This is a genomic window from Sphingobacterium micropteri, from assembly GCF_014692515.1.
GTDB classification, from domain to species: Bacteria; Bacteroidota; Bacteroidia; order Sphingobacteriales; family Sphingobacteriaceae; genus Sphingobacterium; species Sphingobacterium micropteri.
The window spans coordinates 18,432-40,789 of record NZ_JACOIK010000016.1; the positions used below are offsets into that span (position 1 = coordinate 18,432).

Annotated in this window: 26 protein-coding genes and 1 tRNA gene; 12 read left to right on the forward strand and 15 right to left on the reverse strand. The window is 38.8% G+C overall.

Going from position 1 to position 22,358, the window contains the following annotated elements; all coding sequences use genetic code 11:
• The 4 genes from H8B06_RS18665 to H8B06_RS18680 all read left to right on the forward strand — a co-directional run bounded on the left by H8B06_RS18665 (position 1) and on the right by H8B06_RS18680 (position 1,898).
• Positions 1-447: a hypothetical protein gene (locus tag H8B06_RS18665; protein ID WP_190995721.1), complete on the forward strand. Its 447-nt coding sequence runs from the start codon at positions 1-3 to the stop codon at positions 445-447.
• A 100-nt stretch (positions 448-547) separates the two neighbouring features.
• Positions 548-892: a hypothetical protein gene (locus H8B06_RS18670; protein WP_190995722.1), complete on the forward strand. Its 345-nt coding sequence runs from the start codon at positions 548-550 to the stop codon at positions 890-892.
• A complete protein-coding gene (locus tag H8B06_RS18675) occupies positions 879-1,064 on the forward strand; it encodes a hypothetical protein (RefSeq protein ID WP_190995723.1) in 186 nt (61 codons plus the stop codon). Before H8B06_RS18670 ends, H8B06_RS18675 begins: the two co-directional genes overlap by 14 nt.
• 138 nt (positions 1,065-1,202) lie before the next feature.
• Positions 1,203-1,898: a hypothetical protein gene (locus H8B06_RS18680; RefSeq protein WP_190995724.1), complete on the forward strand. Its 696-nt coding sequence runs from the start codon at positions 1,203-1,205 to the stop codon at positions 1,896-1,898.
• A 188-nt stretch (positions 1,899-2,086) separates the two neighbouring features.
• Here the strand turns inward: H8B06_RS18680 and H8B06_RS18685 are convergent, their stop codons facing one another.
• Positions 2,087-2,590: a hypothetical protein gene (locus tag H8B06_RS18685; protein WP_190995725.1), complete on the reverse strand. Its 504-nt coding sequence runs from the start codon at positions 2,588-2,590 to the stop codon at positions 2,087-2,089.
• 270 nt (positions 2,591-2,860) lie between these two features.
• Positions 2,861-2,945 (reverse strand) — tRNA-Ser (locus tag H8B06_RS18690).
• Between the two features lie 157 nt (positions 2,946-3,102).
• Between H8B06_RS18690 and H8B06_RS18695 the strand changes: the two genes are divergently transcribed.
• Positions 3,103-3,954 (forward strand): GH25 family lysozyme, encoded by an 852-nt coding sequence (locus tag H8B06_RS18695; RefSeq protein ID WP_190995726.1) that lies wholly within the window; start codon positions 3,103-3,105, stop codon positions 3,952-3,954.
• On the opposite strand, the gene H8B06_RS18700 is transcribed toward H8B06_RS18695, so the two are convergent.
• Positions 3,951-5,276, reverse strand: a complete 1,326-nt coding sequence (locus H8B06_RS18700; RefSeq protein ID WP_190995727.1) for a hemolysin family protein — start codon at positions 5,274-5,276, stop codon at positions 3,951-3,953. The genes H8B06_RS18695 and H8B06_RS18700 overlap by 4 nt on opposite strands.
• Positions 5,277-5,465: 189 nt before the next feature.
• On the opposite strand from H8B06_RS18700, the gene H8B06_RS18705 reads away from it, so the two are divergent.
• The 3 genes from H8B06_RS18705 (at position 5,466) to H8B06_RS18715 (ending at position 7,824) form a co-directional block, all read left to right on the forward strand.
• Positions 5,466-6,587: a phosphotransferase enzyme family protein gene (locus H8B06_RS18705; RefSeq protein ID WP_190995728.1), complete on the forward strand. Its 1,122-nt coding sequence runs from the start codon at positions 5,466-5,468 to the stop codon at positions 6,585-6,587.
• Between the two features lie 27 nt (positions 6,588-6,614).
• A complete protein-coding gene (locus H8B06_RS18710) occupies positions 6,615-7,256 on the forward strand; it encodes a carbohydrate-binding family 9-like protein (RefSeq protein ID WP_190995729.1) in 642 nt (213 codons plus the stop codon).
• Between the two features lie 79 nt (positions 7,257-7,335).
• Complete coding sequence (locus tag H8B06_RS18715) at positions 7,336-7,824, forward strand: hypothetical protein (protein ID WP_190995730.1); 489 nt, start codon at positions 7,336-7,338, stop codon at positions 7,822-7,824.
• 15 nt (positions 7,825-7,839) lie between these two features.
• On the opposite strand, the gene H8B06_RS18720 is transcribed toward H8B06_RS18715, so the two are convergent.
• Positions 7,840-8,703 (reverse strand): 1-aminocyclopropane-1-carboxylate deaminase/D-cysteine desulfhydrase, encoded by an 864-nt coding sequence (locus H8B06_RS18720; protein WP_190995731.1) that lies wholly within the window; start codon positions 8,701-8,703, stop codon positions 7,840-7,842.
• 51 nt (positions 8,704-8,754) lie between these two features.
• On the opposite strand from H8B06_RS18720, the gene H8B06_RS18725 reads away from it, so the two are divergent.
• Both H8B06_RS18725 and H8B06_RS18730 read left to right on the forward strand, forming a co-directional pair.
• On the forward strand, positions 8,755-9,789 hold the full coding sequence (locus H8B06_RS18725) for an RluA family pseudouridine synthase (protein WP_190995732.1): 1,035 nt from the start codon (positions 8,755-8,757) through the stop codon (positions 9,787-9,789).
• Between the two features lie 22 nt (positions 9,790-9,811).
• On the forward strand, positions 9,812-10,672 hold the full coding sequence (locus H8B06_RS18730) for an aminotransferase class IV (RefSeq protein WP_190995733.1): 861 nt from the start codon (positions 9,812-9,814) through the stop codon (positions 10,670-10,672).
• Here H8B06_RS18730 and H8B06_RS18735 read toward each other — a convergent pair.
• From H8B06_RS18735 to H8B06_RS18765, 7 genes are all read right to left on the reverse strand, one after another.
• Positions 10,669-12,108, reverse strand: coding sequence for an amino acid permease (locus H8B06_RS18735; RefSeq protein WP_190995734.1), 1,440 nt, complete (start codon positions 12,106-12,108; stop codon positions 10,669-10,671). The genes H8B06_RS18730 and H8B06_RS18735 overlap by 4 nt on opposite strands.
• 111 nt (positions 12,109-12,219) lie before the next feature.
• Positions 12,220-13,836, reverse strand: a complete 1,617-nt coding sequence (locus tag H8B06_RS18740) for a DUF4139 domain-containing protein (RefSeq protein WP_190995735.1) — start codon at positions 13,834-13,836, stop codon at positions 12,220-12,222.
• A gap of 51 nt (positions 13,837-13,887) precedes the next feature.
• Positions 13,888-14,037 (reverse strand): FeoB-associated Cys-rich membrane protein, encoded by a 150-nt coding sequence (locus tag H8B06_RS21000; RefSeq protein WP_190995736.1) that lies wholly within the window; start codon positions 14,035-14,037, stop codon positions 13,888-13,890.
• 81 nt (positions 14,038-14,118) lie between these two features.
• Positions 14,119-16,221: a ferrous iron transport protein B gene (feoB, locus tag H8B06_RS18750; protein ID WP_190995737.1), complete on the reverse strand. Its 2,103-nt coding sequence runs from the start codon at positions 16,219-16,221 to the stop codon at positions 14,119-14,121.
• A 1-nt stretch (position 16,222) separates the two neighbouring features.
• Positions 16,223-16,459: a FeoA family protein gene (locus H8B06_RS18755; RefSeq protein ID WP_190995738.1), complete on the reverse strand. Its 237-nt coding sequence runs from the start codon at positions 16,457-16,459 to the stop codon at positions 16,223-16,225.
• Between the two features lie 112 nt (positions 16,460-16,571).
• A complete protein-coding gene (locus H8B06_RS18760) occupies positions 16,572-17,384 on the reverse strand; it encodes a ZIP family metal transporter (protein ID WP_190995739.1) in 813 nt (270 codons plus the stop codon).
• Positions 17,381-17,974, reverse strand: a complete 594-nt coding sequence (locus H8B06_RS18765) for a phosphatase PAP2 family protein (protein ID WP_130139616.1) — start codon at positions 17,972-17,974, stop codon at positions 17,381-17,383. The genes H8B06_RS18760 and H8B06_RS18765 overlap by 4 nt, the downstream gene beginning before the upstream one ends.
• A 203-nt stretch (positions 17,975-18,177) precedes the next feature.
• On the opposite strand from H8B06_RS18765, the gene glmM reads away from it, so the two are divergent.
• The gene (gene glmM / locus H8B06_RS18770) at positions 18,178-19,560 is read left to right on the forward strand and encodes a phosphoglucosamine mutase (RefSeq protein WP_190995740.1); all 1,383 of its coding nucleotides are present in this window, start codon (positions 18,178-18,180) and stop codon (positions 19,558-19,560) included.
• Positions 19,561-19,620: 60 nt separating this feature from the next.
• Here the strand turns inward: glmM and rplI are convergent, their stop codons facing one another.
• The 4 genes from rplI to H8B06_RS18790 all read right to left on the reverse strand — a co-directional run bounded on the left by rplI (position 19,621) and on the right by H8B06_RS18790 (position 21,654).
• Positions 19,621-20,064 carry a 50S ribosomal protein L9 gene (gene rplI, locus H8B06_RS18775; RefSeq protein ID WP_190995741.1) on the reverse strand — a complete coding sequence of 148 codons (444 nt, stop codon included), beginning with the start codon at positions 20,062-20,064 and terminating at the stop codon, positions 19,621-19,623.
• Between the two features lie 12 nt (positions 20,065-20,076).
• Positions 20,077-20,340, reverse strand: a complete 264-nt coding sequence (rpsR, locus tag H8B06_RS18780; protein ID WP_105716646.1) for a 30S ribosomal protein S18 — start codon at positions 20,338-20,340, stop codon at positions 20,077-20,079.
• Positions 20,340-20,708, reverse strand: coding sequence for a 30S ribosomal protein S6 (rpsF, locus tag H8B06_RS18785; RefSeq protein ID WP_130139619.1), 369 nt, complete (start codon positions 20,706-20,708; stop codon positions 20,340-20,342). The genes rpsR and rpsF overlap by 1 nt, the downstream gene beginning before the upstream one ends.
• A gap of 73 nt (positions 20,709-20,781) precedes the next feature.
• Positions 20,782-21,654, reverse strand: coding sequence for a cupin-like domain-containing protein (locus H8B06_RS18790; RefSeq protein ID WP_190995742.1), 873 nt, complete (start codon positions 21,652-21,654; stop codon positions 20,782-20,784).
• 184 nt (positions 21,655-21,838) lie between these two features.
• On the opposite strand from H8B06_RS18790, the gene H8B06_RS18795 reads away from it, so the two are divergent.
• Positions 21,839-22,345 carry a lipocalin-like domain-containing protein gene (locus H8B06_RS18795; protein WP_190995743.1) on the forward strand — a complete coding sequence of 169 codons (507 nt, stop codon included), beginning with the start codon at positions 21,839-21,841 and terminating at the stop codon, positions 22,343-22,345.
• Positions 22,346-22,358 lie beyond the last annotated feature (13 nt).

The following is a 22,358-nucleotide window of genomic DNA, read 5'->3' on the forward strand; positions in this document are numbered from 1 at the left end:
ATGAAAAATACTGACCTACAAAAATACATAATGTCACATGTAACACGTGATGGAGCATGCGGATACGGATTGGAAGAAACAAAAAACGCAAATAATGCTCAAGACTTTATCAATTTGTTGAAAACACCAAAAGGTGTTGAGCACTGTATGAAGTTTCGTTTTCCGGAAAAATCAATATTGGAAGAATACAGAAACGATCTTGAAGCAAATGGTGTATTCGTCTCGGGAAGTCATGGAGTTGAAAACCCTCGGCTTGTAATTGCATTTGGAGGGCATGTAAAAATTATGGTTGATGGATTCAATGTTTGTGAAATTTACGCTACAAATGATGCGATTATTGAAGTAACCGCTAAAGACAATGCGTTTGTTTCTATTGAACTACATCACGACGCTAAACTGCAAAAAGAAACACACCAACATTCCAAGGTAAAAGACTTTAGAAAATGACAAGAATCACGGGCATACAAAGAGTTGCTGATTGATATCCTACCCTCAAAAGCATAGGATAAAACACGAAATATTTTGTAAATAACAAAGAAATACAAAAATGGGACTGAAAAAAGGGCAAACTAACAATCCTGGAGGCCGCCCAAAGGGGGCTAAAAACAAGGTAACTAGAGAAGTTAAAGAAGTGATAAAGAGTATCACTAGTGAATATTTTAATAACGGATCTTTCGACAAGGATTTTAAACGCCTTGATCCTAAAGACCGAGTTCAAGTCATAGAGAGGCTTTTAAAGTACCACATACCTACGTTGTCGTCGGTAGATGCAAAAGTTTACAGCAATCAAGAATTGGAGGAAAAGGTGGGACAAATGACTAACGAACAGTTTCTCAATTTGGTCGACGAAGTAATGAATTTAAACGAGGAAGATCAAGATGAAACTAAGTGAGAATTTTGCACAATTACCTTTTGAAGAGCAAAAAAGAGAGATGAGGATAAAGATAGTCCAAGCATTAAAAGATGGCGAAAATATTGAAATGGATATGTTTCTATACGAAAATCATACGGAGAAAGGTATACCTATTGAAGCATGGTTACAGGCAAATGATGAAGAGGAATAAATGTAAAGAACGGAATTCCGTTCTTTAAAATCTACATAGGGGGAATTCCCCCTATTTAAAAACAAGGGGATATTTTACATCCGGGAAATTCCCATCTGTAAAATCCGTGAAATTTACGGTATTAGAAAAACCACTAAAATGACAAAAGAAAGCATATCAAAGGCTGAAATATTCAGTGCATTCAGTGATCGGGGGCAAGAATTGAGAATAAAAATATCTCCAAGTAACGTATTGCATAAGATCCGCCAAAAATTGGGTATAGATCCGGATGAGCACATCTTGCATGTGAAGCCGTTGCGGTTAGGTACGATGGGTATTTGCTCATCCTTTATAAATGATGAGATTTTCGCGCCTTACTTACGTATGAATGTGGTTAAAGCACATGCAGTTTTTGCAAGCAAACAGTTAGATGATCTGTTTATGGCTCTTGTTTCTATTCTATGGAATAGAGAGGAAATGCCGCCCAGCTGGCTTGTTGATTTTGTGAAGGGGCTAAATCAACACGATATAAACCAGATAGTTGACATGGTAAGAAAATCTTATCGGTTGGAAGAGCTTTCGAAGTACTTCCATCTGAATAAACAGGATAGCGGCAATGAAGATAAAAATAAACGCAAACCCGGTACCTACAAGGTAAACCACTGGTCTTTTGCGGGGAACATAGTTAAATACTGGAAGCTCTCTTATGATGAGGTATATTGGAAAATATCATATCAAAATTTACTTATGCTAAATGCTAGCATACCTCAATATGACGACCAAGGCAACAAAAAGGAAGCACCGACACAGATAACCGGAAAAGATTTGTCTTCGCGGTTTAAAAAGAAGAACTGATAACGATCATACCCGGAATTCCGGGTATTTAATTCTTCCGAAAAGACGGATAAACTACATTCCTCAAATTTGAGGAGCCAAACATAAGAACGAAATTCCGTTCTTTTACATACACAAAATTTTGCGTATGTAAAAACAAGGTGTAAAAACGGCGGTACATGGGCGAACCCTCATCACCGCCACTACAATTAATTAAATTCTTTAATAAACTCCGATGAAATCTGCGAAAATATCTTGTAGTTCTCTGATTTGGATTTGTCTAATAGCTCATTGTAGTCATTCACAGAGATATTTTTAAACAGTAACTGACCTAAAGCATTATGAACGATATTAATATTATCCTTTATTAACTTAAACTTTTCTAATTCTTTGTTTGAGTGGTATAAAATAAGTTCATTATGGGCATTGAAATAATTATCCTTATAAGGAGAAACCATACTATCCAACTCGATGGCATTTATTTCTCCATTAGAAACTCTGTAATATGGAACATCAGTAAAGAACCTTTCATATTTATGATAGGTATCAATTAGGTTTTTTAAAGAAGCTAGTTTATTAGAATAGAAAAAATTATATTTTAGTTCCTTTTTACGCAAATAGGTTTCGCTCAAGGTTTTTATAATCCATCCTAGAACGCCAAGTAATAAAAGGATCTGAGACCAGTAATTAATGATAATTTCACTGTAAGGCATGTCAAACGAAATTGAATTAGATAAATTAGTAGCACTATTTAAACTGTAAACAAATTTATAATAAAAAAGCCCGATCCAAAAATCGAGCTTTATGCGTTTAAATTCCAGATGGAATTAATTTGTACCAAAGGTAATTATTATTTTTCTTTTGTCAATAGCATTTTGCTGCCACGGTTTCTTAAAACGTTCGTAATTGTCCCCCTTTTAGTCACCCTAGAAAAAATAAAAAAGCTAAATCGTTAATAATAACAAAATTAGCTTTTTAAGTTGCGGAGAGTGAGGGATTCGAACCCCCGAACCTGTGACAGTTAACGGTTTTCAAGACCGCCGCATTCGACCACTCTGCCAACTCTCCGCGACAAAAGTAGAAATTCCAAGCCGCTTCGCGAAACTTATTTTAACCTTCGTATATTACTCCTTGAAAATGAGGTGGATTATTTTTTTTGGCATATCTCTACAGGGATATTTCCGTTTGCCAATAAAAAATAAATCTACTATTTTCACTGCGAAATATGGCAAAATATAAGAAACCTGTTAGAAGAGGTGCTAAAGCAAATGATGCGGAACGCAAGAAATATTTAATTTGGAGCATAGTTGTGCCCCTATGTATATTGATTGGCTTTGCCTTTTTATATTATAGAACGGATTTTTCTTATACATTAAAAAGCTGGATTTTACCGGAGGAATCGCCGGACACGCATACGGCCAGCGAACATGAAAAACGCAATAGGAAGTTGATGGTAGACCATGATAGTTATGTGTATGGTATCGATATATCCCAATACCAAGGCGATATTAGTTGGATAGATATCAATACTATATATGATCAAATACCGATCGACTTTGTGTTTATTCGTGCCACAATGGGAGAGAAGGCAACGGATAAACGTTTCGCAGTGAACTGGAAAGCAGCGCAAAGTAGAACAAAATTACGGGGTGCCTATCACTATTTCCGGCCAAATGAAAACTCCATTCGCCAGGCACGTAACTTTATCAGCGTCGTCAAACTGAGACCCGGCGATCTACCCCCCGTTTTGGATATAGAGGAGCGTCCTCGAAAACAACCGATGGATTCCCTAAAAGTGGGATTAAAGAGGTGGCTGAATACGGTAGAAAAACACTACGGAATCCAACCCATTATCTATTCCGGAGATAGCTATTTCACAGATTTTTTAGAAAAGGAATTTTCGGATTATGTGTTGTGGATAGCGAATTATAATTTTTGGGTGAATAAGCCCAAAAAACATTGGGACTTTTGGCAATTCTCCGAACGCGGCTACGTACGGGGCATAAAAGGCTATGTAGACTTGAACATGTTTAAGGGGACTATCGAAGAGTTAGAAGAACTAACCCTTCCCTATTAATCCTCGTTTTCGTTGATGTGGTTTGTTAAAATAAAAGGAATATTCACGAGAACCTTGTCTATTCGGTGGCCGTCCATATCAATGACTTCCAGTTTATAGTCTTTAAAGTGGATAAATTCTCCTTCTTCCGGCACATGATCTAAGGTAAGGAATACCAATCCGCCTAAAGTAGTGATGTTAGAGATATCATCTTCCTCTTCTTCGCTTAACTCGATTTGGAAAAAATCCAAAAAATCATCCAGCTGTGTTCTGCCATCAATAATATAGGAGCCGTCTTCGCGTTTGCGGATAGCGCTATCTGAACGTTCTTCTCCGTTATTCATGTCGCCGAAAAGCTGACGTACAATGTCTTTTATAGACACAATGCCCTGCGGAATACCATACTCGTCAATCACGACGGCTAATTGTGCTTTGCCGCTCCTTAGCGTGTTTAGAATGTTGTAAGCTGATGTATTTTCGTTAACAAATGGAATGGGTTTTACCAGTGCTTGCAAGTCTATAGGCTTATTATCGATATATTTTTTTAGAAAAGTTTTGACATGGATAATACCTTTTACTTGGTCGAAACTACCATCTACCACCGGGAATTCGGTATGTTCAGACTGCCGGATAATATTCTTATTGTCTTCAAAAGTATTTTGCAGATCCAGACAATCAATATCTGAACGGTGTACCATTAGGTTAATGGCGCGTTTATCACCCAACACGAGTAAACGATCGACAAAATCATGTTCGAAATTCTCAATGACACCGCTGGTTACGCCTTCGTCAACCAATGCTTTGATTTCCTCTTCCGTAACGGTATTCTTCGAAACCTTGATATTCAATAACCGAACTAGGGCATCTGTCGAAATACTTAACAGCCAAACAAAGGGTTTAACGAATTTACTTAAAAACAGCATCGGTGTGGCGATAATGGAGGCGTATTTCTCCGGGATAGCCATTCCTATGCGCTTAGGAACTAGTTCACCAATAACCAGCGAAAGATAAGTAATAGCAAGCACCACCACAATGATCGCTACTTGTTGGCTATAAGGTGCCAGAAAAGCTATTTGGCTAAATACAGTGGCAAGATAGGTGGAAATAGTTCCTCCACTAAAAAAACCGGTAAGGATACCGATTAGCGTAATACCAATCTGGATAGTAGATAAAAACTGGTTAGGATTTTCTTTTAAATTTAAAGCTACTTGGGCAGACTTGTTGTTTTTATCTGCCGCCGCCTGAAGGCGGGCCTTTCGACTTGACACAATTGCAATTTCGGAAGCAGATAATATTCCATTAAATATAATTAACGTTATTATAATAATAATCTCTGTCAGCATAAAGCCTGTTTTATGCTCTAAAATACGAATTCTTTTCTAGCGTTGTATATTCTAATAAAAAAAATCAGGATATAGGGTGTTTCGAAAATAAGCAAACGTTTGCTTTGATATGTGGCTTTTATATATTAATTTATTTATAGATATTGCCAACGTTTAGCATAATTTATGTTAAATTTTTTAAATTTTCCAATGTCTGAATTAAATAATAATAATATTTTAAGCGCTGCATCTCATTTTGATATAGAAGGAGATATTATGCATATTGAACGTTTCGGATCAGGGCATATCAATGATACTTACCGGGTGAAAACAGCTGTCCGAAGTTATCTGTTTCAGCGAATTAATGATCAGATTTTTGCGGATGTAGCGGGATTGATGGAAAATACCCGAGTCGTGCTGCACCATCTGAAACATAAATTAGCACATCTCGGGCGAGAAAAGGTAGAGAAATCCACGTTAACATTAATACCAACCGATGAGGGGAAATGGTATTATCAAGATGAAAATGATTGCTTTTGGCGGATGTTTATCTTGTTGGAAGGAACTAAAAGTTACGATATTGTAGAAACAGAAGCACAAGCATATGCGGGAGGAAAGGCGTTTGGTGAGTTTCAGAAACAGCTGTCCGATCTTGATCCAAGCAAATTGGTGGAGATCTTACCTAATTTTCATAACATCGACTTCCGGATCGGTAATTTGCGTAACGCTATAAAAGATAATGTTGCAGGTCGTGTCGGAGAAGTACAAGATATACTGCATTATATATTGCAGCGGGAAGAACAGATGCGTACCATTTTATGGATGGGAAACAATGGGGATTTGCCTTTACGTATTACGCATAACGATACGAAATTCAATAATGTTTTGCTGGATGAACATGATCGTGTACAGTGTGTAATTGATTTAGATACCGTAATGCCGGGGTATGTAGCCTACGATTTTGGAGACGCTATTCGCACCATTATCAATTCGGCAGCAGAGGATGAACCGGATACGGCAAAAATAATATTGAATATTCCGTTATTTAGAGCCTATGCGCAAGGATATATGAGCGAAGCCTGCGTTTTTTTAACGGAAAAGGAGATGACATCGTTACTCCATGGCGTATTTTTGCTGCCTTTTATGCAGGCGGTTCGTTTTTTGACGGATTATTTAAATGGGAATACCTATTATAAAATACATTATCCTACACATAATTTGGTTAGGACGAGAGCACAACTTAAATTAGTGCAAGAAATGGAATTGCATCAAGAGGAGCTTACTGCTATTTTGGAAGAAAGTGTTCAGGTGCGGAAAACCGTTAAGAAGTGAGGAAGTTAAGAAGATTAAAACAGAAAAATGATGATCAGCCTAAAGGTACCTTACCGTGATATCGTATTAGAAGATTTTACCTATTATGCTTTAAGCCAACAAATGAAGAGATTGCCATGGCAGCCTATAATACAGGTAAATTGGGAGGAGTTCCCATATAAACCGGAAGTATATTTTCAAGTGGCACACGATAATCAACGGATATTTATCCACTATAGCGTCCAGGAGGAATTTTTGAAGGCACAATACGTTCGTATTAATGAAGCTGTATGGGAAGATAGCTGTGTAGAGTTTTTTGTTTCTTTTGACGGAAACGTGAGTTATTATAACATCGAGTTCAATATATTAGGAACAGGATTGATAGGAGTGGGTTCTCGAATAAAGAAGGAAAGGAAACGCCTTGATCCAGAGGTAATCGCAAAAATTCAGTCGACTACAACGGTTGTCAATGCAGGTGGAAGAAAAAAATGGAATATTATACTGGTGATTCCAACGGATGTATTTGTAAAAGATAAAATCGAGTGCTTAGGAGGGATTACCGCACACGGTAATTTTTACAAATGCGGTGATGGTCTGCCGACCCCACATTTTCTCTCCTGGAATAAAATAGAGCACCCCATACCAAATTTCCATTTACCGGACTTTTTTGGAGAAATACAATTCCAATAAAAGGTTAATTTGAATTATTTAAGCTGCGATAGCAAAGTTGAAAAGAAACGTAAGTCTAAAATTGTAAAAATAGGACAGGATGAATAGTTTAAAAACTAAAATTTTAATAATGCAACAAATAAAATATCTTTATTTTGTATTATGTTTGGCTATTATCCTTTTTACAGGGTGTGATAAAGGAAGTGATAATACTGATGGAGAGCTCAGCATCGATAGATTGGAGTCAATTTCCCTAAAGAGTGGAGGAGAGGAAACCTCCATTCAACTTGCTCATAGTAATTGGATAATTACATCCATAGTTGATAAAAGTAATAATGAAAGAATTAAAGGAGTTGTTTCGAGCCTTGATGACCAGATTATTGCTGAAGATAAATTTTTGTCTCTTAACGGTTTGGGAAAGCTTGGAGCGAAATTTGACAATAAGGGCTTTTTAATCACACGAGAGATACCTACACGATTAAAGATAAAAGTGGAAGAAAATAAAAGTGGAAAAGATTTTGTATTTGCAATTGTAATTGAAACGGATAATGTTCCTACGGAATTTGTATTTGAACAAAAGCCTCAATAGGAATAGAATCTTCTTCTACAAATACCCTAAAAGACCGGTTAATCCTCCGGTATGAATGGTCAAGATTTTCGAACCTTTAGCAAAGTAATCCTTCGCAATCAAATCATGTAGAGCATAATAGAGCTTGCCGGTATAGGTAGGTTCTATCATGATGCCCGTTTGCTGGCAGAAAGTCTGGATAAAGGCTTGCAGTTTGGCATTGCTCTTTGCATAACCTCCGAAATGATAGTCCACGTGCAGAGTAACTTGAAGAGGATCTGCATGTAGTTTTCTTAGCTCTTCGTAGATAAATTCACCGCCTTTCAATACAGGTATGCCGTGTAATTGCATAGCATTATTCCCCAATGCCAGCCCAGCCAAGGTTGTGCCTGTGCCGCAGGCACAAAAACAGTGGTCGTATACGCCCTGTATTTCTTCCAATAAATCCTTTACTCCCCAAGCTCCCTTTTCGCCATAACCACCCTCATCGATGAAATACGCATTATCCCGATGACCAAAATGTTTTTCAAACAAAGCCGGCTTATTTCTGTAGCTTTCACGGTCGACAAAGTGCAGCTGCATTCCGAAGAGTTTACAGAGTGCCAAAACCGGATTTTGTACTCCTTCTCCACGTACGAAACCTACGGTTTGAAACCGGAATTTGGCTCCGGCACAAGCTGTTGCCAACAAGTGGTTGGACCAGGCACCTCCGAATGTGACCAATATTTTTTTGTTCGTTAGAAGAGCCTCTTTTAACGGATATTTCAGTTTCCGCCACTTATTACCGGATATATAGGGATGTATAAGGTCATCTCGTTTAACGAATACTCGAACACCGTGCTCTTCATAAAACGGAAGGACAATCTGTTCTTCGGGGCTGTAAAAATCAAAATCCAACATATACTTTTGCCAAAGTTAGTAGATTTTAAAGGATTTCGATACTTTTGCGTGATGGCAGAAGATTTAGATATACATGAGCAGGACGAGCGGGAGCTTTTCGAACATTATCGGATTGAAGCCGATAAAGGGCAAGCGCTGTTGCGGTTGGATAAGTTCTTGATGAATAGAGTGGAGAATACCTCCCGAAGCCGTATTCAAAATGCCATTGACGCTGAGACCGTCTTTGTAAACGGGAAATTGGCAAAAGCGAGTTATAAAGTAAAGCCTTTGGACGTGGTCACGATGGTTTTGCCAGACCCACCTCGTGATACCGAAGTTTATCCCGAAAATATATCCCTAGATATTATTTATGAGGACGACGACCTATTACTGGTAAATAAGGAAGCAGGTATGGTCGTTCATCCCGGTTATAACAATTATACCTGTACCCTCGTCAATGCATTGACATACCACCTAAGCCAATTGCCTACCTTGCCAGGCAATACTGGACGTCCTGGTTTAGTACATCGGATTGATAAAGATACTTCGGGCTTGTTGGTGATTGCTAAAAATGAATGGGCGATGACCTTTTTAGCAAAACAGTTTTTTGATCATACAATAAATCGAAAATACATAGCGTTAGTTTGGGGAGATATAGCGGAGGATGGTACAATATCTGGTTATATAGGGAGGAATGCTAAAGATCGTCGGATAATGGAATTATACGATGATCCTGAAAAGGGTAAATGGTCCGTTACGCACTATAAGGTATTGGAGCGCTTAGGGTATGTCACTTTGCTAGCATGTGAGTTGGAAACAGGACGTACTCACCAAATCCGAGCACATCTAAAGTCTATTGGGCATCCGCTGTTCGCGGATGAATCCTACGGTGGAGATAAGATTTTAAAAGGGACGATGTTTAATAAATATAAGCAATTTATAAACAACTGTTTTGAGTTGTTGCCTCGGCAGGCATTACATGCGGAATCTTTGGGTTTTGTTCATCCTCGCACCAAAGAATCGATGTATTTTGAAGTGCCTCTTCCTCCCGATTTTCAGGCTGTTTTAGAAAAATGGCGTTCTTATATTACGGTGGCGGACCGATAAGTTTTAATAGAGAAAAATTTTTATGTCTTTACAATATATCAACTTCGATGGGCAGCTTATTGCCGAAAATCAACAAATAGCAACGATCGATAACAGGGCACTGCGCTACGGTGACGGGCTGTTTGAAACTATGTTGTGGAAGGATGGCGATATCAGGTTTTTAGATCTCCATATCAAACGTTTACAACAGGGAATGCAGACGTTGCAACTAGAGGAATACACCAAGTTTGATGCCTTTTTTATCCGCGCTAAAACCGAAGAACTGATCAGAAAAAATAATATGCTCGGACAACAGGTACGTGTGCGATTCGTCATTTTCCGTGCAGGTGGCGGAACATATGCGCCGGAAACCAATAAACCCGTATATGTTATTCAGGTCTCACAGATGCCGTCCGTATTACGGGATAAAAAATTAGGGCTTATTGTTGATTTATATACCGATTTTAAAAAACCTTATAGTGATTTATCACATCTTAAATCAAATAATGCCTTGATTTATGTGATGGCGGGCTTATACAAAAAGAAATTTGCTTTCGATGAAGTATTCATTTTGAATCAAGAGGGAAATCTATGTGAAGGCTTAATATCCAATATCTTTATATACTATGATAAGACACTGTACACGCCGGCTTTAACAGAAGGATGTGTGGAAGGTGTAATGCGAAGCGTCGTGATGGAAATGGCGGCTCATGAAGGTATTCCCGTGGTCGAAGCTCAGATAAGCCCCGAAATCATGAAAGAAGCGGACGAGATTTTCTGTACAAATGCCGTTCAAGGTGTGCAATGGGTGATGGGTTACAAGCAGAAACGTTATTTCAATAAAATATCACGTATTCTTCAAGAAAAGCTACAAACTTGGGGTGAAGAAGCAAACGACAATTAAAACGGATTTACTTTGTTCTTATTGCGTTGCACCAAGCGGTAGCTAATGTATAATAGCAGTAACCAAATGGGGATCAATTCGACGGATATTTTTAATCCCGTATACCACATCATGACCAATACACCCGACAAGAAGAAAAGGGATATATAATTACTGATAGGATAAAAGAGGGTTGGAAACAATGATGTTTCCAATCGCTCGGTTATCTTTCTTTTGAAGAAAATATGGGTTAAGCATATCATAATCCAGTTGATGACTAGGGAGGACACGACTAAACTCATTAACACTTCCAGTGCGCGTTCTGGCATTATTTTATTGATGACGATACATATCGCAACAAGTGCTGCGGAAACTAAAATCGCGTTGACGGGCGAATGGTGTTTATTCAGCTTCGTCAGAAACTTAGGTGCGTTACCTTGTTCGGCTAGACCAAAGAGCATACGCGAATTACTATATACACAACTATTGTATACAGATAGCGCCGCTGTCAGCACAATAATATTCAACGCATTGGCGATGATATTGGTGAAATAATAGGTAGTGTCGAAAAGTTCGAATTGTAAGCCTTTTAAACTGGCAAATACTTCTACAAAAGGACTTGTTTCAGGGGTAATGTTACGCCACGGCATGAGTGAAAACAATACTAATAACGATCCAATATAAAAAATAAGGATACGCCATAATACTTGATTTGTTGCTTTCGGTATGTTCTTTTCTGGATTTTCAGCTTCGGCAGCGGTGATGCCCACTAACTCTAATCCACCAAAAGAAAACATAATCATGACCAATGCTGCTAAAAGCCCTTGGTAAGCACCGCTTTCATTGCTGGACAGCCAGCCTTTGGGAAAGAAACCACCATCATTTGTCAAGTTTTGCACCGTCGCTTGTTCTCCACCTTTTCCACTGAGCAATAGATAGCAACCAAAAATGATCATCGCGATAATAGCTACCACCTTGATAATAGAAAACCAGAATTCTGTTTCACCGTATACTTTTACCGAAGCTAGATTAAGTGTGTTGATTACAATAAAGAAAAACAAGCTGGATACCCATAATGGGATCTCTGGCCACCAAAATTGCACATAATGTCCGATGGCTGTCAGCTCAGCCATACTAACTAATAAATACAGAACCCAATAGTTCCAGCCAGAGGCATATCCGGCAAAGGATCCCCAATATTTATTGGCAAAATAGCTGAAACTACCCGAAACGGGTTCATGCACCACCATCTCGCCCAATTGCCGCATAATAAAAAAGGCAATGATTCCCGCGATGGCATAGCCTAGTATAACCGATGGGCCCGCCAGAACGGCCGCTTGTCCCACCCCTAGAAAAAGACCGGTGCCAATGGCACCTCCTAAAGCTATTAATTGGATATGTCTGTTGCTTAGCCCTCGCTTAAGCTGTTTGTTATCTTCTGGCGTATTTGTTTTCAATTGTTCTCGCTAAAGTTATGTTGTTTAGTTATAGGTGAAGCACGACCTATTGCAACGTAAAAATAATAAAACCGCTGATATTACAGCGGCTTTATTACATTTAATCCATATCTAAAACAAATTCACTTGTTTATCTTTTGGGTGTTTAATCGCATAACCAAACTTCAGTTTTTGGGTAGCACCGGCAGGGATATTTAACTTCCACGTGACGATACCCGTATCTTTGTTTATTTCTCCACCACTAGATTCTTCGAGTGTGATGTCCATTGATTTATCGGTCGATAATGGGTATTGCTCTTGCAGCGTTAGGCTGACAGCCGATTTCTTATTATTTTTAATGGTTATTTCATAAATAGCAGTTTGTGTCCGGCTATTTCCGATCAATCTGGATGAAGAAAGGTCATTGATTTTTTCTCGTTTAACGGAAATCATCTTATCTCTTCCCAAGCTTAATTTCAAGGTATCGGTAGCTTCATTCGGGTTGATAAATGTTTTTCCTACTAACATATTTTCAAACATGACGTTTGCTTGTCCGGGAACCAGATTCAATTTTTCATAATCTGTTAGTTCAGCCAATAAAAAGACCTCTTGGCTAATACGTGGAGCTACATAGTATTGATAACTTGCCGGATGTGTGTATTCTTTAAGGTTAACAGCATGTTGTCTCGCATTGGAGGCGATGGAGTAGGGAACATCAATATCAAAAATCGTATGGAGTTGGTTTTCGACTTGCTGAACATAATCGTTCAATGCTTGGGGCGCTGCGGCTGCCTCTTGCCTAGCTGCACCCACTATGTTTAATTTTCTCGTGCTTCCATTTGCAACGGTGACGACTTCGTCCAGCATATTTTGTCCACCTATCTGGTAATAATATAAATGCCAAGGCGATAGGGTAGGTGCTACGCCGCCTTGTGATGGATTCGAGGTGGAAAGCCGGAGATTAACTTGTTGCCAATCGACGCCCGTTTGTTGGGAAATATTCGCTTTGTATACAATTTGCAATGGAGATGTGGTATTTTCAGCGCGCAATTCGTAGGAGGCGTTCCAGCTTGCCTGTCTTGTTAAATAAGAAATAGTAAACGGTTGGTTACCCGTTTGGTTATTCATGACCTGTACAATCAGTTGACCGCCTGAACCAGAAGTTTGTCCTTTCACTTCATCAAATTGAACCTTCGCTTTATCTACGACATCCTGCTGCTCTGCTATTTTTTCCTCCAATGCGGTGATGTTGTTCTTTACTTCCAGGTATTTTGGCTTGTAAAACTCCGCCATCTTCGCTAATTCAGCTACCGTCGTATTGCTATTATCGCCAGAAATTTTTTGATTTTGCTCTAATAGTTTAAGTAGGCTTTCTTCTGTAGCCTTTTGATTTTGTAATTGTTTTAACGTGATTAACGCCCGCTTGTATTCGTTCTCAACTTGGCTATAAGCAGTAGTTTTTACATCCGCATCAATGTAATTTAATGCTGGGCGCACGGATAGGATAGTCACTTGTGAGCCAGTGCCAATCTGTATGCTATTTTCGTCGATGCTGTTGGCGACATGTGTGAATACAATTTCGCTGTTACCTGTAGGAAGGGTTATAGTAGCGGTATGATTTAATTCTGCTGCATTCGTAAAGACCGTTACATTTTTTAAATCCGCTTTTTGTATAATAGCTTTTTGCGCAAAGGATAGGTTGACTAAAACCAAGCCTATAGAAAATAATAAACTGCTTTTTGTCATCATATGAATCGTTTTAGAACAGATGATTTATTCGGTTATATTCCATAAAGATATTTAAAAATTACTTTTTTTCTCTACATCTGTCATCGAACAACCACAACCTTTATTGCACCCCTGTTGTTTGGTTTTGGTAGGTATAAATTTCCTTATCATAAAAACCAAGGCTATGATAAAAAGAATACCGATAATAATATATTGAATCATGATTGTACTATTTAAAAGCTAAACTACCTCGCTTCGACAAGTCAGAATACCTCTCCCATGGACGGATATATAACCGATTACTTACTTCAGCAGTTGATAAGCAATCAACGCTACAATATAAGCTATGCCGGTCATCATAACGGTCTGTATCAATGTCCATTTCCAAGAACCTGTTTCGCGTTTCATGATCGCAATGGTACTCATACATTGCATGGCGAAAGCATAAAACAAAAGGAGAGAAATCCCGGATGCTAAGTTATAAGAAGGGCGGCCGGTATTCCGGTTGATTTCGGATCGCATTCTACTTAACAACGTCTCTCGTTCTTCGTCATCATCGGGATCAATCTCTTCACCCAAACTATATACGGTAGCCATGGTGCCTACGAAAACCTCTCTTGCAGCGAATGAAGAGATAAGCCCGATACCCATTTTCCAGTCGTAACCCAAAGGTCTGACAAGCGGCTCGATACCCATACCCATGTAGCCAAGGAAGGAATGCTCCAGTCTGAAGGAAGCTGTTTCTTCATCCAATTCCGCTTCACTTAAGGTCGGGTTAGCCTGTTGCACGTATTCCTCGGCATTACTAAATTTATCATTCGGGCCAAAATTACCAAGTACCCATAAAATGACGGCCATGGCCAATATAATCTTACCGGCACCGAATAAAAAGCCAGCCGTTTTCTCCCACATATTCATCCCGACATTTCGCCAATCAGGGGTCTTATAAGAGGGAAGTTCAAAAATAAGAAACGATCTGTGCTGGTTTTTGATGATTTTATTTAAGACAGCAGCCGACAACAGTGCGGCTACCACGCCGAGGATATAAAGTAGGTTTAGTACCAGGCCCTGTAATCCAAATCCCAAAAATGTTTCATTTGGAATAACCAAGGATATTAAAACAACATAAATAGGAAGGCGGGCGGCACAGGTCATAAATGGTGTAACCAACATTGTAACAAGACGTTCCTTCGTGTTCTCGATGTTACGGGCAGCCATAATAGCAGGAACCGCACACCCTACACCTGACATGAGTGGAATAACCGATTTTCCATTTAATCCATAAGGACGAAGCCACCTATCCATTAAAAAGACAACGCGGCTCATATAACCCGTTTCCTCCATCAGGGAAATAAGCAGAAATAAAATGGCTATTTGAGGAACGAAAATAATAATGCCACCGATCCCCGCTAATATCCCCTGTGTTAATAGGTCTGATAACGGTCCTTCCGGTAATACGCCAGCAGTATAATCGATGAGGGACGAGAAGTTTTCGTCTATCCAATCCATAATCGGTTCGGATAGAATGAATACGAGTTGGAATACAAGAAATAAAAGAAGAAAGAAAATAATATAACCCCATACAGGATGGAGTAAGACTTTGTCAATTTTATTCGTTCTATGGAGATGGTGATTATCCTTTTGCAGAATAATCGTTTTTAAATCTTCTTCAATCTTTGTATTACGTTTTATTGCCTCTGTCTGTTGAAGAATATTGGAAGAGAGTTGATACTTTTCTCGAATATCTATTAAAGTTTGTCGCTGTTCCTTCGTCAAGAAAGATACATGCTCTTGCGCAATAAATTGCCAAGTTTGATATTCGGTGTGTAACGGAAAAGATTTTTTTGCCTCTTCTAACGCTATTTTGTAAGTGCTGTCCACTTCAAACTGACCGGGGAAATAACCCGGACGCTGGTCAAAGGCCTGAATGAGCTGCGCTATCCCTTTCCCGTTTCGGGCGTCGGTGGTATAAACCTTGGTATGGAGATAAGCTTCTAATTTTTGATAGTCAATGTCGATCCCTTTGGCATCTGCTTCGTCAATCATATTGACAACAAAGATGGCCGGAACACCTAATTCACGAGCCTGTTGATATAAGACGATTGATCGTTTGATATTATTTGGTTCTGCCACGACGACAACCAAATCAGGGTGTGCAGGATTTTCGCTATCTGCTAAAACGTTGTACACAATTTCTTCATCCATCGAGGTAGGAAAAAGTGTATATGTGCCTGGCAAGTCAATGATACGATACGTTTTGCCGTTGGCTTTTACCGAACCGTCTCTTTTTTCAACCGTGATGCCCGGATAGTTCCCTACATGCTGATGTAATTTTGTAATACGGTTAAATAACGAAGTTTTCCCTACATTGGGATTTCCTAGAAAGGCTATTACTGGGTTCTTCATATTATTTTTCGACGAAAATGTGTAAAGCTTCGGATTTACGGATAGCAATTAAAAGGTTGGAATTTGAGATTTGAAGACCAATAGGGCCGTGGAATGGAGCCTTATGTTTAATTTCTACCACAGTTCCGGGAAGAAGCCCCATTTCGTAAAATTTAGAAGGTAGTTCCGACGAATCAAGCTGCTGTATAGTTGCTCGTTCTCCTACTTCCAATAGATCAAGACTGAAACTTTTCTGCATTTTTTCGTGTTAAAATATGATATAATTATATTCCTATTTCAGAATATCTAACGTATGCACCAAAGTTAGTTAATTTAGACTGATTTTAAGGTCTAAAGGGGTAATTAAACTTTTAATGCTCATGCTCATGGTCATGACCATGATGATCGTGATTGTGGTTATCGTGATGCTCATGCCCTGGTGCATGATGATGGTCATGGCCATCAAATAGAAAGTTGGCTAACGATACGAGTACGCCTAATATGACAGCGATCATTTTCTTCCGATTGAATTTATGATGATCTGCGGAACCCGATTCGAATAGGATAGTAGTAGAGATATGTAGAAATATACCGATAACAATCGCCATAATCTTATCGAAGTATTGGGTAATGTTTCCAATCTCGCCTTCACTTATTCCTTTGCTGGTCAGAAAACCTAGGGGCGTCATTATCGCAAATAGAAGGAGAAAGATGGCTATCTTTGTTTTTGAAAGTCGTGTATTAAGGAGCAGACTGCCTAAAGCAAAAGCAGCGGGTACATGGTGTATTGCTATACCGAAAACCAATTCTGCCTGATGGCCGGCTGCCAAGGGCATGCCCTCCAGAAAGGCATGTAAACATAAACTTATCATAATACCCAATGGAAAAGCATGATGCGCACTATGGTGAATATGGCCATGCTCAATACCTTGAGAAAATTGTTCCAATACCAGTTGGAATAGAAAACCGCCCAATATGTATAAACCAATTATTTCTGGACTGGTGTTTTGGCTGATGTAAACGTGAGGTATTAAGTGCAATACGGTAATACTAAACAAATAAGCGCCACTAAAGGAGAGGATAAGTTTAAGTAAATTCGTGTTGTCTCTTTTAACAAAGAACACCGATAAACCACTTAAAAAAGCCGAAATAAATAGAATACTGACGATTAATGACGAACTCATGTTGTTGCTGTAATAGAATTGGTTTTGAAAAAATCTGGAAAAAAGCGTTTAAATAAATAGCCGATTCCGGTACCGATTAGAATACCGAGAATAGCCCCACAAAGAATATCGAAAGGATAGTGGACACCGACATATATTTGAGAAAAGCTAATTAGTGCGGCCCATGTGATACATAACCATAATGTATGTTTCCAGCGTCTGCGGAATAAAACGATCCAAAAGAACGCCATGGCAAAATGGTTTGTGGCATGGGAAGACGTAAAGCTAAATCCGGAACCACAACGTACACGCACATTGGCTTCTGTTTTAAAAACCAAATCATTACAAGGACGTACACGCTTAACATTCTTTTTGATGACATGGGAAGACAGTGCGTCCGAAATGCCAAAATTGGCTAATGTAAATGCAACAATCAATATGCCCATCTTACCGTAATGCTTGATAAAAAAGATAATCAGAAATAGATATAAAGGGGCCCATGTGTAAGGATTCCGTAGAATAGGTAGCAACCAATCAAAAAAAGGATTACTTAATCCTTGATTAATGACTAAGAATATCTCTTGGTCAAAATGAATGAGTTGATTCAACATAGATTCTGTACTTGTTTAAATTATCCTTCAAAAGTAAAGAATAATTAGCAACATTGTCGCCTTTTCATTAAATGATACAATGTTGCAACAAAAGTAAGGTTTTGAAATTTAAAAAAACAAATTATTGTAATTTATTATAAGAAAATTTAGGATATAAAGTTATTTTTACGACTGCTTACAGTGAGAGCTTTTAAATTTGAAATATGACACTTATAAAATCAATATCAGGTATCAGAGGTACAATAGGAGGTAAGCCGGGAGAGGCGCTTACGCCGATTGATGTTGTTAAATTTACAGCAGCATTTGGTAAAATCCTTCTGCAGCAGACCGGCAATAGGAAAATTGTTGTGGGGCGTGATGCACGCTTGTCTGGAGAAATGGTAAGCAATTTAGTAGTAGGGACTTTACAAGGCATAGGCGCAGATGTGGTTAATTTGGGTTTATCAACGACACCTACGGTGGAAATCGCTGTACCAATGGAAGGGGCTGCTGGTGGTATTATTTTAACAGCCTCCCATAATCCTGGACAATGGAATGCGCTGAAGCTATTGAATAGCAAAGGAGAATTCATCAATGATCAAGAGGGAAAAGAGGTTTTAGCATTAGGGGAGAGTCTGGATTTTGATTTTGCCGAAGTAGAGGATTTAGGTAAGGAAACAAAAGATGATAGTTATTTACAAAAACATATAGACGCTGTTTTAGCACTTCCGCTCGTGGATAAAGAATCTATTCGCGAAACAGGTTTTAAGATAGCAGTAGATGCGGTGAATAGTACAGGTGGTATTTTTATCCCAGCTTTGCTAAATGCATTGGGGGTAGAAACCGTCTATAAGATCCATTGTGAACCCAATGGGGAATTCCCTCATAATCCGGAGCCGTTGAAAGAACATTTGGTAGACCTTTCCCAAGCTGTGTTGAATCATCACGCAGATTTAGGTATTGCTGTAGATCCCGATGTGGATCGTTTGGTATTTATGATGGAAGATGGAGAATTGTTTGGGGAGGAATATACGTTGGTAGCTGTCGCAGATTATATTCTAGGGCATACCAAAGGCAATACGGTTTCCAACCTTTCGTCGACGCGCGCTTTGCGGGATGTGACTGTGAAACACGGAGGTGAATATTTTGCGGCCGCGGTAGGAGAAGTAAATGTCGTCACAAAAATGAAAGCGGTAAATGCTGTCATTGGTGGTGAAGGTAACGGAGGAGTAATTTATCCAGACTCCCATTATGGACGTGATGCGCTGGTAGGCGTTGCACTGTTTTTAAGCCATTTGGCTAAATTAAAGAAAACGGCGTCTACCTACCGGTCGGAGTTGCCACAATATTTTATGTCGAAGAATAAAATTACGTTAACACCGGATTTGGATATTGATGCCTTATTGCAAAAAATGGAAGAGAAATATAAAGAAGAGCAATATACGACGATCGACGGATTGAAAATTGACTTCGAAAAGGAATGGGTGCATCTTCGGAAATCGAACACAGAGCCGATTATCCGTATTTATTCGGAAGGGCCAACACCGGAAGCTGCAGATGCTATCGCGCAGAAGATTATCCGCGAAATAGAAGAAATCATTAAATAAAATAAAAAAAGGAGATAACGCATGGTTATCTCCTTTTTCTTTTATAAGAATTTAATCTTATTATTCCGCTACTACTTCAAATGGAATCTGAACTTTAACTTCTTTGTGTAAGTTTAAGTTAGCGACGTATTCGCCGATTGTTTTAGGCTCCGTTTCGAAAGTGATGCGACGACGATCAACTTCATATCCTTGTGTTTTCAACGCTTCCGCAATTTGGATGCTGTTTACTTTACCAAAGATTTTTCCACTCTCACCAGCTTTAGCGCCAATGGTAAGTTTTATACTTTCCAATTTGCTCGCTAATTCTGCTGCGTCTTTCTTTATTTTTTCTTGTTTGAACTGAGCTTGCTTAGTGTTCTCAGCCAATACCTTCTTAGCAGACGGTGTTGCTAGAATGGCAAATCCTTGAGGAATTAAGTAGTTGCGACCGTAACCTGGTTTTACGTTTACGATGTCGTCTTTCTCGCCAAGGTGTTTAATATCTTGTTTTAATATAACTTCCATGTCGTTTCCTCCTTATTTTAATGAATCAGCTACGTAAGGTAATAGTCCGATAATACGCGCGCGTTTAACGGCTTGAGCTACTTTACGTTGGAATTTCAATGATGTACCCGTTAGACGACGAGGTAAAATTTTACCTTGATCGTTTACAAATTTCAATAAGAAGTTTGCGTCTTTATAGTCGATATACTTAATACCGTTCTTTTTGAAACGGCAGTATTTTTTACGGTTGTCCTCTACTTTAGGGGCAGTTACGTATTGGATGTTTTCGTTTGCCATTAGTTTGCTACCTCCTCCGTTTTAGTTTCCGCTTTTTTGTTGAATGCACCGCTACGTTTTTTCTCATTGTAAGCTATTGCATGTTTGTCTAAAGCAATAGTTAAGAAACGCATCACACGCTCATCACGCTTATACTCAAGCTCTAGTTTTTTAATTAATTCACCCGGAGCCTTGAATTCAGTTAGGTGATAGAATCCAGTAGTTTTCTTCTGGATTGGATACGCTAATTTTTTCAAACCCCAATTGTCTTCAGCGACAATTTCGGCTCCGCCCTCAGTAAGGATGTTTTTGAATTTAGCGATAACTTCTTTCGCTACATCCTCTGAAAGCAACGGGGTAAGAATAATGACAGATTCGTACTGTTGCATTGTGTTTAATAAATTTGTTTTAATTTAATTAATACTCGTACTTTTACGAGTGTGCAAAGATAATGATAAAATTTTAATTTTTCAAATACTTGTCTAATGCTTTCTGACTTTGCTCAAAAGCTTTTCGTTGTTTATAATTCACCCATTTTTGCTTGAAGAGTTTTCGCATGATTTTGTCGGTATACCGGATGAAAAACACCTCGTTCAGCATACTCAAAAGCCTTGTTGGTGAACTAGGGAAAGAACGTAGGGTAACGGAGAAGCCAGCCTCTAGATAGCGATTGAAATGCCAGTAGCCACTCGGCATAAAGAGTGCATCGCCGTGCTCCATAAAAATCTCATACCCCTTTGCATAACGTAATGCCGGAAACTGTGTATAGTCAGGATGTTCGTAATCTACATTATAAACAGTATGAACAGAAAGAGGAACTTTATATAGAAAAGCAGCTTCTTCGGGCGGAAATAATAATACTCTTTTTCGACCCTCGAATTGAAAATGCAATAAATCGCCCAGATCGACATCATAGTGCATCAGCACACGTGCCTCACTGCCGCCAAAAAACAAAGTCGGTATGCGTTTAAAATATTTAAAGCCTAAATCCGGATAAGAAAAGTTCTGAAGCAACCCCGGCAACTTATCCGTAATGATATAGAAGAAAATCCGCAGATCAGAAGGTTGCTTTTTGATAAGATGGATGTAGTCACGCATTTTCATATGCGTGACGGGTTCATCTGTTGCTTTATTAGGGTCGGCGGGCTTGTTATCATATAGTCCGACAATTTGCTCGCCTGCCTGCTCGTATATATAATCTAAATTCCATTTATCATATGCCTCCCATTTTTTAGCAAATTCTTTAATAAGAACAGGTTTTTGAGGCTTGAAGTATTTTTCTAGAAACACCTCTTTGCTTATATCATCCACGATATCAATCTCCGATAAAATCATAGCTCTTCTTTTAATGCTTAAACCCTAAATAAATCTATTTTGTCTTCCTTCGCCATCAAAGACAAATTTAATAATGGAAAAGTACCAAAAAAAATGTCAAAATTTTATCATACATAACCTTCCCGGAAACTAAGTTGGGAAGAAATACGTTACTATATTACAAAACAGTGCTACAGCATTTATTATGACATCAATAAAAAACGAATTAGTAGGAACTTGGAGACTTTTATCCTATATTGAAGTTCCCATAGAAGGAGATGATTCACTCTTTCCTATGGGAAAGAATCCCTATGGAATACTCATGTACTCACCCGATGGTTATATGGCCGTGCAAGTTTCCAAAGATGAACGACTGCTTTATAAGAGTAATGACAAGATGATGGCCACACAGGAAGAGATGGTGTCTTCCCTGCAGGGGTATATTGCCTTTTGTGGAAAATACAAAGTGGATAATCGAAATGCGGTCGTCACCTATTGCATTGAAAGCTCGTTATTTCCAAATTGGAGAGACCAAATGCAACATCGGAAAATAGATTTCGAAGGTGATGTGCTTTACCTAAAATCTACGGAACCCATTCTTTCTAACGGTATCTATGTAAACTCATATATGACTTGGCAGCGTATGGATCGTTCAGCAGATGAGGTTGTGGACAAACACTTACTCCGGGAGATAAGCCTAATAAAGAATTAATTAAGCAACATAA

Bases quoted from the DNA above. Each gene is read 5' to 3' on its own strand.
- H8B06_RS18665 (WP_190995721.1), top strand. From the start codon at position 1: ATGAAAAATACTGACCTACAAAAATACATAATGTCACATGTAACACGT.
- H8B06_RS18670 (WP_190995722.1), top strand. From the start codon at position 548: ATGGGACTGAAAAAAGGGCAAACTAACAATCCTGGAGGCCGCCCAAAG.
- H8B06_RS18675 (WP_190995723.1), top strand. From the start codon at position 879: ATGAAACTAAGTGAGAATTTTGCACAATTACCTTTTGAAGAGCAAAAA.
- H8B06_RS18680 (WP_190995724.1), top strand. From the start codon at position 1,203: ATGACAAAAGAAAGCATATCAAAGGCTGAAATATTCAGTGCATTCAGT.
- H8B06_RS18685 (WP_190995725.1), bottom strand. From the start codon at position 2,590: ATGCCTTACAGTGAAATTATCATTAATTACTGGTCTCAGATCCTTTTA.
- H8B06_RS18695 (WP_190995726.1), top strand. From the start codon at position 3,103: ATGGCAAAATATAAGAAACCTGTTAGAAGAGGTGCTAAAGCAAATGAT.
- H8B06_RS18700 (WP_190995727.1), bottom strand. From the start codon at position 5,276: ATGCTGACAGAGATTATTATTATAATAACGTTAATTATATTTAATGGA.
- H8B06_RS18705 (WP_190995728.1), top strand. From the start codon at position 5,466: ATGTCTGAATTAAATAATAATAATATTTTAAGCGCTGCATCTCATTTT.
- H8B06_RS18710 (WP_190995729.1), top strand. From the start codon at position 6,615: ATGATGATCAGCCTAAAGGTACCTTACCGTGATATCGTATTAGAAGAT.
- H8B06_RS18715 (WP_190995730.1), top strand. From the start codon at position 7,336: ATGAATAGTTTAAAAACTAAAATTTTAATAATGCAACAAATAAAATAT.
- H8B06_RS18720 (WP_190995731.1), bottom strand. From the start codon at position 8,703: ATGTTGGATTTTGATTTTTACAGCCCCGAAGAACAGATTGTCCTTCCG.
- H8B06_RS18725 (WP_190995732.1), top strand. From the start codon at position 8,755: ATGGCAGAAGATTTAGATATACATGAGCAGGACGAGCGGGAGCTTTTC.
- H8B06_RS18730 (WP_190995733.1), top strand. From the start codon at position 9,812: ATGTCTTTACAATATATCAACTTCGATGGGCAGCTTATTGCCGAAAAT.
- H8B06_RS18740 (WP_190995735.1), bottom strand. From the start codon at position 13,836: ATGATGACAAAAAGCAGTTTATTATTTTCTATAGGCTTGGTTTTAGTC.
- H8B06_RS21000 (WP_190995736.1), bottom strand. From the start codon at position 14,037: ATGATTCAATATATTATTATCGGTATTCTTTTTATCATAGCCTTGGTT.
- feoB (WP_190995737.1), bottom strand. From the start codon at position 16,221: ATGAAGAACCCAGTAATAGCCTTTCTAGGAAATCCCAATGTAGGGAAA.
- H8B06_RS18755 (WP_190995738.1), bottom strand. From the start codon at position 16,459: ATGCAGAAAAGTTTCAGTCTTGATCTATTGGAAGTAGGAGAACGAGCA.
- H8B06_RS18760 (WP_190995739.1), bottom strand. From the start codon at position 17,384: ATGAGTTCGTCATTAATCGTCAGTATTCTATTTATTTCGGCTTTTTTA.
- H8B06_RS18765 (WP_130139616.1), bottom strand. From the start codon at position 17,974: ATGTTGAATCAACTCATTCATTTTGACCAAGAGATATTCTTAGTCATT.
- glmM (WP_190995740.1), top strand. From the start codon at position 18,178: ATGACACTTATAAAATCAATATCAGGTATCAGAGGTACAATAGGAGGT.
- rplI (WP_190995741.1), bottom strand. From the start codon at position 20,064: ATGGAAGTTATATTAAAACAAGATATTAAACACCTTGGCGAGAAAGAC.
- rpsR (WP_105716646.1), bottom strand. From the start codon at position 20,340: ATGGCAAACGAAAACATCCAATACGTAACTGCCCCTAAAGTAGAGGAC.
- rpsF (WP_130139619.1), bottom strand. From the start codon at position 20,708: ATGCAACAGTACGAATCTGTCATTATTCTTACCCCGTTGCTTTCAGAG.
- H8B06_RS18790 (WP_190995742.1), bottom strand. From the start codon at position 21,654: ATGATTTTATCGGAGATTGATATCGTGGATGATATAAGCAAAGAGGTG.
- H8B06_RS18795 (WP_190995743.1), top strand. From the start codon at position 21,839: ATGACATCAATAAAAAACGAATTAGTAGGAACTTGGAGACTTTTATCC.